The organism is Serratia sp. CY82433, assembly GCF_052166535.1.
Taxonomy (GTDB): Bacteria; Pseudomonadota; Gammaproteobacteria; order Enterobacterales; family Enterobacteriaceae; genus Serratia; species Serratia sarumanii.
The window spans coordinates 1,173,427-1,190,759 of record NZ_JBJNOR010000001.1 but is presented as its reverse complement, the minus strand read 5'-3'; the positions used below and the strand labels follow the sequence as shown (position 1 = coordinate 1,190,759).

Below are 17,333 nucleotides of genomic sequence, written 5' to 3'. Positions count from 1 at the left end.
TTCCAGCCGCAGAATCTGCGGCTGACTTATCTGTTATCGGCATTTAGCCCCAAACAAAAGGGCGACTCTCCGATTTCCTGCGCCAAATTGACACAGGTCTGGTAATCCGCTGAACAAAAGGCGTATGGTATCTGTCACGTGACAAGACGGACCTCATCGGGCCCGCCATTCCTTTCACTTTTGAAGATTTGGTACGCACCGTAGATGAAAACGCATGAAATAAACAAAATTCGCCCCTTCAGCGCGCTGATAGACGCCTGCTGGCGGGAACCTTATAGCCTGGCGCGGTTGCTGAAAGACGCTATCGCCGGGGTGACGGTCGGCATTATCGCCATCCCGCTGGCGATGGCGCTGGCGATCGCCAGCGGCGTGCCACCGCAGTACGGCCTGTATACCGCCGCCATCGCCGGCATCGTCATCGCCGTCAGCGGCGGTTCGCGCTACAGCGTCTCCGGCCCCACCGCCGCCTTCGTGGTGATCCTGTATCCGGTTTCGCAGCAGTTCGGCCTGGCCGGCCTGCTGGTCGCCACGCTGATCTCCGGAGTATTTCTGCTGCTGATGGGGCTGGCGCGCCTGGGCCGGCTGATCGAGTACATTCCGCTGCCGGTGACGCTCGGCTTTACCTCCGGTATCGCCATCACCATCGCCACCATGCAGATCAAGGACTTCTTCGGCCTGCAGCTGGCGCACACGCCGGAAAATTACGTCGGCAAGCTGCACGTCCTGCTGCAGGCGCTGCCGACGCTGGATTTCGGCGATACCCTGATCGGCGCGGTGACGCTCTTGATCCTGATCTTCTGGCCCAAGCTCGGCCTGCGGGTGCCTGGCCACCTGCCGGCGCTGCTAGCGGGCACTGCGCTGATGGGGCTGCTGGCGCTGTTTGATCACCCGGTGGCGACCATCGGCTCGCGCTTCAGCTACCTGCTGGCCGACGGCAGCAGCGGACAGGGCATCCCGCCGATCCTGCCGCAGTTGCTACTGCCCTGGGATCTGCCGGGCGGCGGCGGGCAGCCGTTCACCCTGAGCTGGCAAACCGTTTCCGCCCTATTGCCGGCGGCGTTTTCGATGGCGATGCTCGGCGCGATCGAATCGCTGCTGTGCGCGGTGGTGCTCGACGGCATGACCGGCAAGAAGCACAACTCGAACAGCGAACTGATCGGCCAGGGCGCGGGCAACATCATCGCGCCGTTCTTCGGCGGCATTACCGCCACCGCCGCGATTGCCCGTTCGGCGGCCAACGTGCGCGCCGGCGCCACCTCGCCGGTGTCCGCCATCATCCACGCGCTGCTGGTGCTGCTGGCGCTGCTGGTATTGGCGCCGTGGCTCTCTTACCTGCCGCTGGCGGCGATGGCGGCGCTGCTGCTGATGGTCGCCTGGAACATGAGCGAGGCGCACAAGGTGGTTTACCTGCTGCGCCGGGCGCCGAAGGACGACATTCTGGTGCTGCTGCTGTGCATGTCGCTGACGGTGCTGTTCGACATGGTGATCGCCATTACCGTGGGCATCGTGCTGGCGTCGCTGCTGTTTATGCGCCGTATCGCCCGTATGACAAAGCTGAGTGAGCTGAACGCCGACCACGGCCGCCTGGTGCTGCGGGTGAACGGCCCGCTGTTCTTCGCCGCCGCCGAGCGCATCTTTACCGAACTGCTGGCGCGCAGCGAAGGCTACCGCACGATCGTGCTGCAGTGGGATGCGGTGCCGGTGCTCGACGCCGGCGGCCTGAGCGCCCTGCGGCGCTTTATCGACGAGCTGCCGGCGGACAAAAAGCTGGTGATCACCGACGTGCCGTTCCAGCCGCTGAAAACCCTGGCGCGCGCGCGGGTGCAACCGATCGAGGGCCGCCTGCAGTTCTACCCGACGCTGCCGGAAGCGCTGGCGGCCACCGGCGCCTAAACGTAAAAAAGCCCGACGAGTCGGGCTTTTTTTATGGCGACGAGCGCTTAGTTGCTGGTATCCAGCTCCGGGAAGCTCTTCACCAGGTCGTCGATGGCTTTCATCTGTGCCAGGAACGGCTCCAGCTTGTCCAGCGGCAGCGCGGACGGGCCGTCGCACTTGGCGTTGTTCGGATCCGGGTGCGCTTCGAGGAACAGACCGGCCAGGCCGACCGCCATGCCGGCGCGCGCCAGCTCGGCCACCTGAGCGCGACGGCCGCCGGACGCGGCGCCGAACGGATCGCGGGTCTGCAGCGCGTGGGTCACGTCGAAGATCACCGGATGGCCGCCGGTCACGTTCTTCATCACGTTGATGCCCAGCATGTCGACCACCAGGTTGTCATAGCCAAAGTTGCTGCCGCGATCGCACAGGATCACCTGGTCGTTGCCGCCCTCTTTGAACTTGTCGACGATGTTGCCCATCTGCCCCGGGCTGACGAACTGCGGCTTCTTGACGTTGATCACCGCGCCGGTTTTCGCCATCGCTTCCACCAGATCGGTCTGGCGCGCCAGGAAGGCCGGCAGCTGGATCACGTCAACCACTTCGGAAACCGGCTGCGCCTGCGCCGCTTCATGCACGTCGGTGATGATTTTCACGCCGAAGGTTTTTTTCAGCTCTTCGAAGATCTTCATCCCTTCTTCCAGGCCCGGACCGCGGTACGAGTGGATGGAAGAGCGGTTGGCCTTGTCGAAAGAGGCCTTGAATACGTAAGGAATGCCCAGTTTTTGCGTCACGGTGACGTAGTGTTCGCAGATGCTCATCGCCAGATCGCGCGATTCCAGCACGTTCATACCGCCAAACAGCACAAACGGCAGATCGTTTGCTACGTCGATATCGCCAATGCTAACCACTTTCTGTTTCATGCTTTCGCCTTTGTTAAGGTTGTAACCGTCGCCTTGCACACTGCGCGGAGTCATTGAATTAATGCAGCGTCACCTGTTTCGGCTCAATCGAATGGATCTGCACTTTGATCACTTCGCTGACCGGGTCTTCAGGACACTGCTCGACAAAATAGTTGAGATCGGAAATCGCGATATGGTTGCACTCCAGCTGGGCGTAAATCAGCCCGCGGTCGCGGATCTCGTACGGATCTTCCGGATCGAAGCACAGCACCGTTTCGCTGGTGCGCAGCGCCATTTCCAGCTGTTTTTCTTCCATCAGAGCGGCCTTCAGCGTATCGAGCATCTTGCGCACCACCATGATGTTCTCCGACTCGTCGAGGTCGTCGTCTTCCAGCTCGGCGCCCAGCCCCAGGTTGCCCTTGATCCACACTTCCAGCTGGTGTTCGCTCAGGGTTTCGCCGTTAAGCGGGTTGATCAGCCACAGCTCCTCGTCCAGCCAGTCGGCGCGCAGGATCAGCTGAGTGGGGAAAATCACCGGCAGCAGCGGCAGATCCAGCGCGTTGGCGATGTGCAGGAAAATGGTGCCCAGCGAGACCGGCGTGCCCTGCCGCCCTTCCAGCACCTTGTCCAGCCAGATGGCGTCCGACAGGCGGTACACGCCGCTGGCGCCGCCGAAGCCCCAGGTCTTGTAAAACAGCTCGATGAGCGCATCCAGTTGCTGCTCCTGAGTGATATCGGCCGGCACCGCCGCGCGCGCTTCGTCTACCAGCTGTTGCAGCTTGCGCTCCACGTCGGCAGCCGGGAAATCGCGCCGCACCGACTGCGACACCAGGATCACCCCTTCGCTCAGCGGCGAGGCGTTAAATTCAAAATCAGCAATGCTACTCATAGGTATCCCATCAGAAACGGTATTTTCGTCGTGGCAAGTTTAATTATCAGGTACAGGCAGCCCAACGCCAGCACGAACGCCACGGTTCGCAGCCGCTGACTTTTGGTCTTCTTGCCCAATGCGACGTAGCCAAGCAGGATATAGATAATAACGCCAAACAGCTTCTCGGTCAGCCATGAGTCCATACCCAGCAGCGGATAAAACCCGAACGTCACCACCAGCGCGATGCCGCTGACAAACAGCAGCGTGTCGTTCAGGTGCGGCGCTACCTTGACCCAGCGGCGGCCCATGATCGGCGAGCGGCGCCACTGCCAAAAGAAACGCAGCACAAACAAGGTAATACTGATGGCGACCGTCAGCAAATGGAAATGTTTCAACGCGGTGTATGCAGTCATGATGCTCCCTTAAATGGCCCGGGCGTCGTTATTATCAGTGGCGATTATCCCGGCCATTGGCCGAGCGTCACGCGGTCGTTGTCGCCGTAATCGCGGTGGGTGGCGACAGCGGAAAATCCGGCGGCCTGCAGCAGCGCGCGCACGCTCTCGCCCTGCTGCCAGCCATGTTCCAACAGCAGCCAACCCTGCGGCTGCAAATGGTGCGGCGCCTGGCCCACGATGGCGGCCAGATCCGCCAGCCCATGATCGGCGGCGACCAGCGCGCTGCCCGGCTCGAAGCGCACGTCGCCCTGCGACAAATGCGGATCGGCGGCGTCGATATAGGGCGGATTGCTGGCGATCAGCGCGAAGCGTTGCCCCGCCACCGGCGCAAACCAGCTGCCCTGTAGAAATCGGACGTTGTCGATCTTCAGCTTGCGCGCATTATGCTGCGCCAGCGCGACCGCCTCCGGCTGCACATCGACGCCGATTGCCGAACAATCCGGGCGCTCGCTGGCCAGCGCCAGCGCGATGGCGCCGGTGCCGGTGCCGAGATCGAGGAAATGGCAGGGTTGCGGCGGCAGGCGCGCCAGCGCCAGTTCCACCAGGCATTCGGTATCCGGGCGTGGGATCAGCGTTGCGGGCGAAACCGACAGCGGCAGCGACCAAAACTCGCGCTCGCCCACCAGATAGGCCACCGGCTCACCGCGTTCGCGGCGCGCCAGCAGCGTCTCCAGTTGCTGTTGCTGCGGCGGCGTCAGCAGGGTTTCCCCGAACGCCATCAGGAAAGTTCTGGCCTTGCCGGTCACGAAACCCAACAGGATTTCCGCGTCGCGCCGGGCGCTGTCACTGTGGGTCAAACGTGCGGCGGCGGCTTTCAGCCAGTGTTGATAGTCCATCACTCTTGCTCGGCGGACAGCGCAGCCAGCTGGTCGGCCTGATACTCCTGCACGATCGGCTGGATCAGCATGTCCAGTTTGCCTTCCATCACCTCGTCCAGACGGTAGAGCGTCAGGTTGATGCGGTGGTCGGTCACCCGCCCCTGCGGGAAGTTGTAGGTGCGATTGCGGTCGGAACGATCGCCGCTGCCCAGCAGGTTGCGGCGAGTGGACGCCTCGGCCTGCTGGCGCTTGGCCATCTCGGCGGCGCGAATGCGCGCGCCCAGCACCGACATCGCCTTGGCTTTGTTTTTGTGCTGTGAACGTTCGTCCTGGCACTCCACCACGATGCCGGTCGGCAGGTGGGTGATGCGGATCGCCGAGTCGGTGGTGTTAACGTGCTGGCCGCCGGCGCCGGAGGAGCGGAAGGTGTCGATTTTCAGATCGCCCGGGTTGATGTCCGGCAGATCGGCTTCCGGCACTTCCGGCATCACCGCCACGGTGCAGGCGGAGGTGTGGATGCGCCCCTGGGATTCGGTTTCCGGCACGCGCTGCACGCGGTGGCCGCCGGATTCAAACTTCAGCTGGCCGTACACGCCATCGCCGGAGACTTTGGCGATCACTTCCTTGAAGCCGCCGTGTTCGCCTTCGTTGGCGCTCATCACCTCGACGCGCCAGCGGCGGCCTTCGGCGTAACGACTGTACATGCGGAACAGATCGCCGGCGAAGATCGCCGCCTCATCGCCGCCGGTGCCGGCGCGCACTTCGAGGAAGCAGCTGCGCTCATCGTCCGGATCTTTCGGCAGCAGCAACACCTGCAGCTGCTGCTCCAGCTCTTCGCTGGCCGCCCGCGCCTGTTTCAGCTCTTCCTGCGCCATCTCGCGCATCTCCGGATCGTCCAGCATCATTTCCGCCGTCTCCAGATCCTCCTGCACCTGACGCCATTCCAGGAAGCAGCGGCTGACGTCGGTCAGCTGCGCGTATTCTCGCGACAGCGCGCGGAACCGGTCTTGGTCGGCGATAACGCCGGCATCGCCGAGCAGCGCCTGCACTTCTTCATGGCGCTCTTGTAACGCTTCCAGTTTGGCAACAATAGAAGGCTTCATGCGTGGTAATAAACCCTGTTAATAGAGAAAACTAATGCTGATCCAGCCCGAGGCTGTCGCGTAATAACTGCAACCGCTCCACGTCGCCGTCGCCGGCGGCCTGCTGGAGGGATTTGGTGGGGGCATGAATAAGACGGTTGGTCAGTTTATGGGCCAGCTCGTGTATCACCTGCTCCACGTTGGCGCCCTGCGCGATGGCGGCCAGCGCTTTGGCCTCCATCTCTGCGCGAATTTGGTCGGCCTGCGAACGGTAGTCGCGGATGGTTTCCACCGCGCCCTGCGAGCGCAGCCAGGCCATGAAGTTGGTGCTTTCCTGCTGCACGATCGATTCCGCCTGCACCGCCGCCGCTTTGCGCTGCGCCAGATTGCTTTGAATGATGGCGTGCAGATCGTCCACGCTGTACAGATAGGCGTTGGCCAGTTTGCCGACCTCCGGTTCGATGTCGCGCGGTACGGCGATATCCACCAGCAGCATCGGCTGGTTGCGGCGCGCCTTCAGCGCGCGCTCCACCATGCCCTTGCCGATGATCGGCAGCGGGCTGGCGGTGGAACTGATGATGATGTCGGCGTCCGCCAGACGTTCGTCGATCTCAGGCAGGGTGATCACCTCCGCGCCGACCTCGTCCGCCAGCAGCTGCGCGCGCTCGCGGGTGCGGTTGGCAATGATCATGTGCCGCACTTTATGCTCGCGCAGGTGGCGCGCCACCAGCTCGATGGTTTCGCCGGCGCCCACCAGCAATACGTTGAGATCGGCCAGCGATTCGAAGATCTGGCGCGCCAGCGTACAGGCGGCGAACGCCACGGAAACCGCGCTGGCGCCGATGTCGGTTTCGGTGCGCACGCGCTTGGCGACAGAGAAGGATTTCTGGAACAGACGCTCCAGCTCGCCGGAGAGCGACTGGCCGCGTTGCGACTCGGCGAAGGCCTTTTTCACCTGGCCGAGGATCTGCGGTTCGCCCAGTACCAATGAGTCCAACCCGCTGGCCACCCGCATCAGATGGCTGACCGCGTCGTTGCCCTGATGCCAGTACAGGCTTTTCTTCACCTCTTCCGGACGCAGGTTGTGATAGGCGCACAGCCAGGCGACCAGTTGCTCGTGCATGTGTTCCTGCTGCTCTACGCTGAGGTACAGCTCGGTGCGGTTGCAGGTGGACAACACGACGCCGCCCTGCACCAACGGTTGTTGGAGCAAGCTGGTCAGCGCCTCATCGATGGACTCTGGCGAGAAGGTCACCCTTTCACGCAGAGAAACCGGAGCGGTTTTGTGATTTATACCTAACGCCAGCAGGGTCATTGCTTCGAGTAATACTTATCTTGGTACGGGTTCTCGTTGAACGGCATTCTACTTGATGCGCGGGATCAATAAAAGTAACAACCGCATCTTCCGTTCAATCGCTGTCATAGATGACATCAATTAATGAATAAGCAATAAATACAGCAGGATAAATAGTCATGAGGTAGGTCGATTGCTTAAATTTTAGCGCAGTTTGCGATAACGCGCACGCTATTCGGCGTACACAACGGCGGCGTTTGCGCAACGAAGGCACCGCTTATCGGGCGCGCCTCCCCCGCCTTCAGGCGATTGTGTTACGCTTAATGGCGACCCCGACGCGCGTGCCGGGTTGGCATTGCGCCGGTAAAAGCGGCAAGATTCAACGCGATGCAGCAAAAAATTGACGCGCCGCCGCCGCCCCGTTAGCGTGAGCGCTGAATCCGGGTTTCGTCGCGCATGCCCGCAAGGACAAAAGGACAAGAGAAAGTTATGCCAATACGCAAAGTTAGTTTGCTCCGTCTGATCCCGCTGGCCAGCCTGGTGCTGGCCGCCTGTACCACCACCAAGCCGACCGGCCCGGCCACCAGCCCGACATCACCGCAGTGGCGCGCCCATGAGCAGGCGGTGCAGCAGCTCAGCACCTATCAGACCCGCGGCTCCTTCGCCTACTTGTCTGATCAGAAAAAAGTCTACGCCCGCTTCTTCTGGCAGCAGTTCTCGCCGGAGCGCTACCGCCTGCTGCTGACCAACCCGCTCGGCAGCACGGAAATGGATCTCAACGTGCAGAAAAACGTGGTGCAGCTGACCGACAACCAGGGCAAACGCTACGTCAGCGACAATCCGGAAGAGATGATCCGCAAGCTGACCGGCATGGCGATCCCGCTGAACAACCTGCGCCAGTGGATGCTCGGCCTGCCGGGCGAAGCCGGCGATTTTGCGCTGGATGACCAATATCGCCTGAGCAAGCTGACCTACCAGCAAGGCGGCCAGACTTGGAAAGTGGATTACCAGGGCTACAGCAACGAGGTGCAGCCGACGCTGCCGAACCGTCTGGAGCTGCAGCAGGGCGACCAGCGCATCAAGCTGAAAATGGATAACTGGACGCTCAAATGATCCGCCAGTGGCCCTCCCCCGCGAAACTCAACCTGTTTCTGTACGTCACCGGCCGTCGTGAAGACGGCTATCACCTGCTGCAGACGCTGTTCCAGTTTTTGGACTACGGCGACACCCTGACCATTGACCCGCGCCAGGACGATCGCATTAACCTGCTGACGCCGGTCGACGGCGTGCCGGACGAGCAGAACCTGATCGTGCGCGCCGCCCGCCTGCTGCAGCGCTATTGCGATGAACGCGGCCTGCAGACCGCACCGCGCGGCGCCGACATCAGCATCGACAAGCGCCTGCCGATGGGCGGCGGTTTGGGCGGCGGCTCCTCCAACGCCGCCACCGTGCTGGTGGCGCTGAACGAACTGTGGCGCTGCGGTCTTGGCGACGACCAATTGGCCGAGCTGGGGCTCAGCCTCGGCGCCGACGTGCCGGTGTTCGTGCGCGGCCACGCCGCCTTCGCCGAAGGCATCGGCGAGCGCCTGCAGCCGGCCGAGCCGCAGGAAAAGTGGTATCTGGTGGCGCATCCCGGCGTCGGCATCCCGACGCCGGTTATCTTCGGCGACCCCGAATTGAAAAGAGACACCCCGGTTCGCTCCTTAAGTGAGCTGTTGCAGGCACCGTACGCAAATGATTGCGAACCGATCGCAAGAAAACGTTTTCGCGAGGTTGAACAGCTTCTTTCATGGCTGTTAGAATACGCCCCGTCACGCCTGACTGGCACAGGTGCTTGTGTGTTTGCTGAATTCGACACAGAAATCGCCGCCCGTCAGGTGTTAAATCAAGCCCCGGAGTGGTTGTGTGGTTTTGTAGCGCGCGGCGTTAACGTCTCCCCACTACATCGCATTCGTTCCGGGCGGTTTGAGTCGTAGCTCAACGTTTCGCTGCGCAGGGTCATGCACACCTGGCCCTGTTATCCCTGCGCTGCCTGCGGTCTCAATTTTAGTTTTACATACCCGTATGTATATTGCGCCGGCGTCGCCGACTGCCCCTTGGCGATGTCGTATGACAATATCTTCTCTGGACGCAAGCCTGAGGTTCTTCTCGTGCCTGATATGAAGCTTTTTGCTGGTAACGCCACCCCGGAACTAGCACAACGTATTGCCAACCGTTTGTACACCAGCCTTGGTGACGCCGCTGTAGGTCGTTTTAGCGACGGCGAAGTGAGCGTGCAAATCAACGAAAATGTACGCGGCGGTGATATTTTCATCATCCAGTCCACCTGTGCCCCGACCAACGACAACCTGATGGAACTGGTTGTGATGGTCGACGCCCTGCGTCGCGCCTCCGCAGGCCGTATTACCGCCGTTATCCCTTACTTCGGCTATGCCCGCCAGGATCGCCGCGTGCGTTCCGCGCGTGTGCCAATCACCGCCAAGGTGGTTGCCGATTTTCTCTCCAGCGTAGGGGTTGACCGCGTTCTGACGGTGGATCTGCATGCTGAGCAGATTCAAGGCTTCTTCGACGTTCCGGTAGACAACGTGTTCGGCAGCCCGATCCTGCTGGAAGACATGCTGCAGCAGAACCTGGAAAACCCGATCGTGGTTTCCCCGGACATCGGCGGCGTAGTGCGTGCCCGCGCCATCGCCAAACTGCTGAACGACACCGACATGGCCATCATCGACAAACGCCGCCCGCGCGCGAACGTGTCTCAGGTGATGCACATCATCGGTGACGTGGCAGGCCGCGACTGCGTGCTGGTCGACGACATGATCGACACCGGCGGTACCTTGTGTAAAGCGGCTGAAGCGTTGAAAGAACGCGGTGCCAAGCGCGTATTCGCCTACGCGACGCACCCGATCTTCTCCGGCAACGCCGTGGACAACATCAAGAACTCGGTGATTGATGAAGTGATCGTCTGCGACACCATTCCGCTGTCGCCGGAAATCAAGGCACTGAAAAACGTTCGCACTCTGACCCTGTCCGGCATGCTGGCTGAAGCCATCCGCCGCATCAGCAACGAAGAGTCGATCTCTGCAATGTTCGAGCATTGATTCGTCGTCTTTCCGGTGCGGCGCCCGCCGCGCCGGAAAGATAGCGTGCCCGACAGCAGAAAAAGAAAAACCCGTTGGTGCGTAAGCAACAACGGGTTTTCTACTCGTAGTCCAACATGACCTCAAACCTTAATGCACGGCAGATTTTCCCTTGCCCTGCTCTCTCTTCCCTTCTGATTTTTTAATCAATGCGACGAACGATGTTGGTCGTTGCGGCACCGTTTATCAAAGTGTTTTACCCACCAGTAGCGATCCGCCACCTGCTCGCGGCCGCCGATACGCGCGCCCACCAGCCACAACAGCGCGCCGACGAAGATACTCATGATGGCGCCGTGGGCGAAAAATTGCGGTAAATTGAACTGGGATACTTCAGCAATAATGGAGTATCCGACGCCGCCGATCATCACGACCAGCCCCAGCCCCATAAAAAAGTTGCCCATTCTGTCCGCGCTTCTACGTTTCATATGCCACCTCCATGATTGCCATGTGCCAACCGGGATAACGCTGCAACTTGTTAACCCACTTTGATAAGTTAAGTATAGTCCTTGTTGCGGCAAGGGGATTGCGGAGGCGATCACAAATGGTAAAGAATTATTGACACTTCTTAACGCGCCGCTGAAAATTAGCGGACAAATTGAATTATTCAGCTAATGAATCATTCGTCTTTCTTACCTAAGGCGACGGCGGGGATCGGATTTTGTCATTCGCCGCCCCGGCAGGTAGACTAAGGCCCTTTCCATTACCCTGATCATAGTGAATCTCCCAGTGAGCAGTATTAAATTGATAGTTGGCCTGGCCAACCCGGGCGCGGAATATGCCCAAACGCGCCACAACGCCGGCGCCTGGTACGTCGATCTGCTGGCCCAGCGCCACAATCAGCAGTTGAAAGAAGAGAGCAAGTTCTTCGGCTATACCGCTCGTTTGAACCTGGCGGGCAACGACGTGCGCCTGCTGGTGCCGACCACCTTCATGAACCTGAGCGGCAAAGCGGTGCTGGCGATGGCCAACTTCTACCGCATCGAACCAAACGAGATCCTGGTGGCGCACGACGAGCTGGATCTGCCTCCCGGCGTGGCCAAAATCAAGCTCGGCGGCGGCAACGGCGGCCACAACGGCCTGAAAGACATCCAGAACAAGTTCGGCAACAACCCGAACTTCTACCGCCTGCGCATCGGCATCGGCCATCCGGGCGACAAGAACAAGGTGGTGGGCTTCGTGCTCGGCAAACCGCCGGCCAGCGAGCAGAAGATGATCGACGAAGCGATCGACGAGTCACTGCGCTGCACCGAGATGCTGATGAAGGACGGGCTGGAAAAAACCGTTCAGCGCCTGCACAGCTTCAAGGCGCAGGCCTGAACCTTGCCGCAGCGGGCGCCCTGCCCGCTGCCTGCTTCTAGCCGCGCGGGTTGAAGGTCTCCTCGCTCACGCGGCGGTCATCGGCGGTGAAGCCCTCTTCCGCCACGTAATACTGCGGATCGTCCAGCTCATGGCTGCAGAAAGGGCCTGCGCGCTTAAGTAACCGCACGCAGTCGCCGCTCAGGTGGCGCAGCCGAATGCTTTTCCCCGCCGCCAGGTAACGCGCCGTCAGCTTATCGATCGCCTCTACGCCGCTGGAATCCATCACCCGGGTGCCGGCAAAATCCAGCACCACGTTCTGCGGATCGCTTTGCGGCTCGAACAGCTCGGCGAAAGCGGCGGCAGAGCCGAAGAACAGCGGGCCATCGAGCTGATACACCGCCACGTCGCCCGTTACCTGCCGCTGGCGCACGCGGATGCGCGCCTGCTGCCAGGCGAACACCAGCGCCGAGATAATCACCCCGCTGATCACCGCCACCGCCAGATCGGTAAAGATGGTGATCAGCGTGACGGCGAGCATCACCAGCGCGTCCGCCTTCGGCATACGGCGCAAACGGCGCAGCGAACTCCACTCGAAGGTGTTGTAACACACCACCAGCATCACCCCGGCCAGCGCCGCCACCGGCAGCAGGCCGATATAGCGCGACAGGCTGACCACGAACAGAATCAGCAGGATGGCGCCCACCGTGCCGGAGAGGCGCCCGCGCCCGCCCGAGGTGAAGTTGATGATCGACTGGCCGATCATCGCGCAGCCGGCGAAGCAGCCGAACAGGCCGCACACCGCGTTACCGGCGCCCTGAGCGATGCTTTCGCGATTGCCGTTGCCCTTCTTGCCGCCCATTTCATCCAGCACCGTCATGGTCAGCAGCGATTCAATCAAACCGACCAGGGCAATCACCACCGCATAGGGCAGCACCACCCGCACCATTTCCAGGGTGAACGGCGCCGTCGGCAGGCTGAAGTGCGGCAGCGCGCCGGAAATGTCCGCCAGATCGCCCACCCGCAGCGTGTGCAGATTGAGGCCGATCGCCAACGCCGAAACCACCAGCAGCGCCGCCAGCGAAGACGGAATGGCTTTGGTCAGGCGCGGGAACAGCACCACCACCGCAATCGCCAGCGCCACCAGGCCGTACATCAGCGGCCCCTGCCCGGCGATCATCTTCAGCTGCGCCAGCATGATGACGATCGCCAGACCGTTGACGAAGCCGTGGATCGCCGGCAGCGGCACCAGACGAATGAACTTGCCCAGCCGGAAGGCGCCGATCAGGATTTGAATGCCCCCGGCAAACAGCGTGGCCCACAGCACGTAGCCCATGCCGTACTGCGCCGCCAGGCTCATCAGCACCACCACAATGGAGCCGGCGGCGCCGGAAACCATGCCCGGCTTGCCGCCGAACAGCGCCGTGACCAGGCCGATAATAAACGCGGTATGCAAACCGACGATCGGCGAAAGACCGGCGACCAGCGAAAAGCCGACCGCCTCGGGGATCATCGAAACCGCCACCACAAAGCCCGCCAGGACTTCATTTTTAACGTCCGCGATCCTGACGTTACTCAGGTTAAACATGCATTATTCACTTATGACAGATGACATCCTCTCCCCGCGTAGCGGGTATGGGGTACCGCAAGGTGCGGCAGACTGCAGGCGGGCACAGCTCAGGGTGGCGTAGGCAAGAAATACATCCGGCGCGTTTCCTGTCGGTTAATCGGAACGGCCAGTATGGGTAAATGTGATCCAAATCTCAATCAAAAACCGGCCGCGGGTGCTGCGCTCGCCCCGGCCAAACAAGTCTGATCGAGATAAACGCCCATTACGTGTATAATGGCGGCATTATTTTGCCCTTTATGCAGTCGATTAAACCTAACCGGCTGATAGTTAAGATATTTAAGGTGATTACAACATGGGATTCAAATGCGGTATCGTCGGCCTGCCTAACGTAGGCAAATCCACCCTGTTCAACGCGTTGACCAAAGCGGGCATTGAAGCAGCCAACTTCCCGTTCTGCACCATTGAACCGAACACCGGTGTGGTGCCGATGCCCGATCCGCGTCTGGATAAGCTGGCCGAGATCGTCAAGCCGCAGCGCATTCTGCCGACCACCATGGAATTCGTCGACATCGCCGGCCTGGTGAAAGGCGCGTCCAAGGGTGAAGGCCTGGGCAACCAGTTCCTGACCAACATCCGCGAAACCGAAGCCATCGGCCACGTGGTGCGCTGCTTCGAGAACGACAACATCATTCACGTCAACAACAAGGTCGATCCGGCCGAAGACATCGATGTGATCAACACCGAGCTGGCGCTGTCTGACCTGGACACCTGCGAGCGCGCCATCCACCGCGTGCAGAAGAAAGCCAAAGGCGGCGACAAAGACGCCAAAGCCGAGCTGGCGGCGCTGGAGAAATGCCTGCCGCACCTGGAAAACGCCGGCATGCTGCGCGCGCTGGATCTGAGCGACGAAGACAAAGCGGCGATCAAATACCTGAGCTTCCTGACCCTGAAGCCGACCATGTACATCGCCAACGTCAACGAAGACGGCTTCGAGAACAACCCGTACCTGGACACCGTGCGTAAAATCGCCGACGCCGAAGGCTCCGTGGTGGTTGCCGTGTGCGCCGCCGTGGAATCCGACATCGCCGAGCTGGAAGACGAAGAGCGCGACGAGTTCATGGCCGAGCTGGGTCTGGAAGAGCCGGGCCTGAACCGCGTGATCCGCGCCGGTTATGAACTGCTGAACCTGCAGACCTACTTCACCGCCGGCGTGAAAGAAGTGCGCGCCTGGACCATCCCGGTCGGCGCCACCGCTCCGCAGGCGGCCGGCAAGATCCACACCGACTTCGAAAAAGGCTTTATCCGCGCGCAAACCATCTCTTATGACGACTTCATCACCTACAAGGGTGAGCAAGGCGCCAAAGAAGCCGGCAAAATGCGCTCCGAAGGTAAAGACTACATCGTCAAAGACGGCGACGTGATGAACTTCCTGTTCAACGTCTAAGCCCTTCCCCGCAGCATTGCTCTCGGCTGCCGGAAACGGAAAAATCCACGCTTCGGCGTGGATTTTTGTTTTTATCTACCCAGACTCAGACTCCCCCATTTCCCCCTTCCACGCCGAGGGCCGGTTTGCCGCCGAGTGACCGGCGAATCGCTGCCGCCGCAAAACCCGTTAACGGCGCGCTACAGCAGCGCAATCATCTTCAGCAGTTCCACCCGATTGCGGGTGCCGAACTTTTTGCCGGCGTTATTGAGGTGCGAATAAACGGTTTTCGGGTGCAGGTTCAACCGCCGCGCGGTCAGGCGGATATCTTCGGTGCGGGCGGTTTCACACAGCACCGCCGCCTCGCCAGGCGTGATCGCCGCCGCCCGATGCCGGTTCCCCACGTGCCGTTCGCTCGTCTCCTGGCGGGCCAGCGTTGCGCAGGTCTCTCGCACCACCTGCAGCGTTTCCCGTTTGTGCAAAATCGCATCCGGCTGCGCCGTGGCGATAAACGCCAGGATCAGCGGCGAAGTCTTATCGATAAAGAACAGTAACCGGACATCTTTATATTCACCACGTGAATATTTAATGAAATTTAAATACGTCTCGAACCGGTAAATCTCCTGAGGAAACTCCATAATAATTAAATCAGGCACCCGGCTTATATTTTTAATAATATTCATATTGGGTGAGGATAAGGTTATCACGCCGCCGCCCAGTAATGTTTTCATACCCAGCCGGCACAGCGGTGAACCGTCGATATAAATCACTCTCACTTTAATTCTCCTTATCAGCATGAAAGCATGCTTCCACACCTCAGGCGGCTTGTCGTTGCTCTTTTTTGGGGTAATTCGCCTGCAAAGCACACCGATATAAAACATCTTGATAACATGTTTTTCAAATAATCACGCAACCGTCAGCATGTTGATTAATACGCAAAAAAGGCATGAATGTTTCAAATTATTTCCACAGAAAAAACTGGCGATCCAATAAAAACGCAACGCAATGATATAGATCTATTTTCTATTTTGTATGATATAAGCGGAAATGAAAAAAAATGTAACAACGGGCGCCGCAACCTTATTACCTCATTCAAAACATCTATAGGGAAAATTCTTAGTTTGTTAGGATGAAAATCCATGTTTGCCGACGCGTTTAAAAAACAATTGCGCAACATGATTAATCAACAACCGCACGTCAGTAATTTATTACTGTCAGGAAAGCTTTTATCTAAAGTAAATTAAAGGGCATTTCACATGAATGTTAAATTAGTCGCATTATCCATGCTGGCTCTCTCCGGCGCCTGTGCGGCCGCTTCGTCCAATACGGTGCAATTTAAAGGCGAAGTCAGCACGCAAACCTGCTCGGTGAATATTAACGGTAACCAATCCAACCCGGTCGTTCTGCTGCCGACCGTCGCCGCCAGCAAACTCGCCACCAAAGGCGCCACCGCCGGCGACACCACCTTCACCGTCAACGTGACCGGCTGTGCGGCGGCAACCAGCGATACGGCGATCAAAACCGTGCTGGCTGGCAACAACCCGACCACCAACGGCAACCTGGGCAACGCGGGCGATGCGGCAAAGGTGTCCATTCAACTGCTGGACAGCGACGCCACTACGCCGCTGTCGTTCGCCAGCGGTTCGACCGTCACCACGTCGGCGATGACGCTGGCCAAAGACGCCACCTCCACCTCGCAGAACCTGGTGGCTCGCTACTACGCGGAAGACACCGGCGTGGCGGCCGGATCGGTGATCGCCACCGCACAGTTCGCCATTAGCTACAAATAAGCCGGCGTCAGGCGCCATACCTGTTGATGCCAGCGCCGCCTCTCGCCGGGCGGCGCTGAATGACTCGCTCCCTATATCGGTTCACGTTTATGCCGCAGATAATCCGCTCCGCCCGCCGATGGGCCGCCCTGTCGCTTTGCCTGATGAGTTTTGCCGCTACCCACGCCTCGGCCAGCGTGACGCTGCTCGGCAACCGCGTAATCTACCCCGCCGAGGCGCGGGAAAAAACGCTGCAGTTCACCAACGACGACGGCACCCCGGCGCTGATGCAGATCTGGCTCGACATCAATAACCCCAAATCCACGCCGGAAAACGCCGATGCGCCCTTTGTCGCCTCGCCGCAGATCTTCCGCATGAATCCGCACAGCGGGCAGATGGTGCGGCTGTCGTTCGTCGGCCAGCCGCTGCCGCGCGATCGCGAATCGCTGTTCTATCTCAACTTCCTGCAGTTGCCCGCCGTGCGCCAGACGGACAGCGACAAGAACAAACTGCTGCTGGTGGTCACCAATCGGCTGAAGGTGTTCTATCGCCCCGCCGGGCTGGCCGGCGACGCCAACCACGTCATCGATCGGCTCAGCCTGCGCCAGGCCGGCAACGCGCTGCGCGTCGACAACCCGACCGGCTACTACGCCAACGTCAGCCAGGCCGCGATCCTGAGCGGCGCGAAGCGCATCGCCATCCCGCAGGCGGATCTGATCCCGCCGTTTTCACAGGCCAGTTGGCCGGTGAATGGGGAGGCGCGGCAGGTCGCACTGCGCGTCATCAATGACTATGGGGTGGAAATCTCACGCACCCTGAACGTCGCGCGCTGAAACCAGACAGG

General features: G+C 60.2%; 17 protein-coding genes. 8 read left to right on the top strand and 9 right to left on the bottom strand.

All coding sequences use genetic code 11. The features are described from left to right. Window positions 1–204 precede the first annotated feature (204 nt). Entirely contained in the window at window positions 205–1,893 is a 1,689-nt protein-coding gene (gene dauA, locus ACJ8PI_RS05925; RefSeq protein WP_164134142.1) for a C4-dicarboxylic acid transporter DauA, read from the top strand. A 47-nt stretch (window positions 1,894–1,940) separates the two neighbouring features. Here the strand turns inward: dauA and kdsA are convergent, their stop codons facing one another. Genes kdsA through hemA form a run of 6 tightly spaced genes read right to left on the bottom strand, consistent with a single transcriptional unit; the run spans window position 1,941 to window position 7,315 of the window. Continuing rightward, window positions 1,941–2,795, bottom strand: a complete 855-nt coding sequence (gene kdsA / locus ACJ8PI_RS05920; protein WP_004941087.1) for a 3-deoxy-8-phosphooctulonate synthase — start codon at window positions 2,793–2,795, stop codon at window positions 1,941–1,943. A gap of 58 nt (window positions 2,796–2,853) precedes the next feature. Continuing rightward, on the bottom strand, window positions 2,854–3,663 hold the full coding sequence (gene sirB1, locus ACJ8PI_RS05915; protein WP_033646388.1) for an invasion regulator SirB1: 810 nt from the start codon (window positions 3,661–3,663) through the stop codon (window positions 2,854–2,856). Continuing rightward, window positions 3,660–4,061 carry a SirB2 family protein gene (locus tag ACJ8PI_RS05910; RefSeq protein ID WP_170310367.1) on the bottom strand — a complete coding sequence of 134 codons (402 nt, stop codon included), beginning with the start codon at window positions 4,059–4,061 and terminating at the stop codon, window positions 3,660–3,662. Before ACJ8PI_RS05910 ends, sirB1 begins: the two co-directional genes overlap by 4 nt. A 41-nt stretch (window positions 4,062–4,102) precedes the next feature. Next, window positions 4,103–4,936, bottom strand: coding sequence for a peptide chain release factor N(5)-glutamine methyltransferase (gene prmC, locus ACJ8PI_RS05905; RefSeq protein ID WP_033646390.1), 834 nt, complete (start codon window positions 4,934–4,936; stop codon window positions 4,103–4,105). Further along, window positions 4,936–6,021 carry a peptide chain release factor 1 gene (prfA, locus tag ACJ8PI_RS05900; RefSeq protein ID WP_164134141.1) on the bottom strand — a complete coding sequence of 362 codons (1,086 nt, stop codon included), beginning with the start codon at window positions 6,019–6,021 and terminating at the stop codon, window positions 4,936–4,938. The genes prmC and prfA overlap by 1 nt, the downstream gene beginning before the upstream one ends. A 31-nt stretch (window positions 6,022–6,052) precedes the next feature. Next, the gene (gene hemA, locus ACJ8PI_RS05895; RefSeq protein ID WP_033638164.1) at window positions 6,053–7,315 is read right to left on the bottom strand and encodes a glutamyl-tRNA reductase; all 1,263 of its coding nucleotides are present in this window, start codon (window positions 7,313–7,315) and stop codon (window positions 6,053–6,055) included. Window positions 7,316–7,783: 468 nt separating this feature from the next. Between hemA and lolB the strand changes: the two genes are divergently transcribed. From lolB to prs, 3 genes are all read left to right on the top strand, one after another. Further along, window positions 7,784–8,407, top strand: coding sequence for a lipoprotein insertase outer membrane protein LolB (lolB, locus tag ACJ8PI_RS05890; RefSeq protein ID WP_033638163.1), 624 nt, complete (start codon window positions 7,784–7,786; stop codon window positions 8,405–8,407). Then, entirely contained in the window at window positions 8,404–9,270 is an 867-nt protein-coding gene (ispE, locus tag ACJ8PI_RS05885; RefSeq protein ID WP_164134140.1) for a 4-(cytidine 5'-diphospho)-2-C-methyl-D-erythritol kinase, read from the top strand. Before lolB ends, ispE begins: the two co-directional genes overlap by 4 nt. A 174-nt stretch (window positions 9,271–9,444) precedes the next feature. Then, window positions 9,445–10,392 (top strand): ribose-phosphate diphosphokinase, encoded by a 948-nt coding sequence (prs, locus tag ACJ8PI_RS05880; protein ID WP_004941061.1) that lies wholly within the window; start codon window positions 9,445–9,447, stop codon window positions 10,390–10,392. 185 nt (window positions 10,393–10,577) lie between these two features. Here the strand turns inward: prs and ychH are convergent, their stop codons facing one another. Next, window positions 10,578–10,856 (bottom strand): stress-induced protein YchH, encoded by a 279-nt coding sequence (ychH, locus tag ACJ8PI_RS05875; RefSeq protein ID WP_025302491.1) that lies wholly within the window; start codon window positions 10,854–10,856, stop codon window positions 10,578–10,580. A gap of 301 nt (window positions 10,857–11,157) precedes the next feature. Here ychH and pth point away from each other — a divergent pair, with 301 nt between their 5' ends. After that, window positions 11,158–11,748 (top strand): aminoacyl-tRNA hydrolase, encoded by a 591-nt coding sequence (gene pth, locus ACJ8PI_RS05870; RefSeq protein WP_004941053.1) that lies wholly within the window; start codon window positions 11,158–11,160, stop codon window positions 11,746–11,748. Window positions 11,749–11,785: 37 nt separating this feature from the next. On the opposite strand, the gene ACJ8PI_RS05865 is transcribed toward pth, so the two are convergent. Further along, window positions 11,786–13,315 carry a SulP family inorganic anion transporter gene (locus tag ACJ8PI_RS05865; RefSeq protein ID WP_033653847.1) on the bottom strand — a complete coding sequence of 510 codons (1,530 nt, stop codon included), beginning with the start codon at window positions 13,313–13,315 and terminating at the stop codon, window positions 11,786–11,788. 334 nt (window positions 13,316–13,649) lie between these two features. Between ACJ8PI_RS05865 and ychF the strand changes: the two genes are divergently transcribed. After that, window positions 13,650–14,741, top strand: coding sequence for a redox-regulated ATPase YchF (gene ychF, locus ACJ8PI_RS05860; protein WP_033646394.1), 1,092 nt, complete (start codon window positions 13,650–13,652; stop codon window positions 14,739–14,741). Between the two features lie 179 nt (window positions 14,742–14,920). Here ychF and ACJ8PI_RS05855 read toward each other — a convergent pair whose 3' ends face one another. Next, entirely contained in the window at window positions 14,921–15,601 is a 681-nt protein-coding gene (locus ACJ8PI_RS05855) for a helix-turn-helix domain-containing protein (protein ID WP_223182175.1), read from the bottom strand. A gap of 375 nt (window positions 15,602–15,976) precedes the next feature. On the opposite strand from ACJ8PI_RS05855, the gene ACJ8PI_RS05850 reads away from it, so the two are divergent. Next, window positions 15,977–16,510 (top strand): fimbrial protein, encoded by a 534-nt coding sequence (locus ACJ8PI_RS05850; protein ID WP_015377562.1) that lies wholly within the window; start codon window positions 15,977–15,979, stop codon window positions 16,508–16,510. A gap of 89 nt (window positions 16,511–16,599) precedes the next feature. Continuing rightward, window positions 16,600–17,322 carry a fimbrial biogenesis chaperone gene (locus tag ACJ8PI_RS05845; protein ID WP_164134139.1) on the top strand — a complete coding sequence of 241 codons (723 nt, stop codon included), beginning with the start codon at window positions 16,600–16,602 and terminating at the stop codon, window positions 17,320–17,322. The last annotated feature ends 11 nt before the right edge of the window (window positions 17,323–17,333 follow it).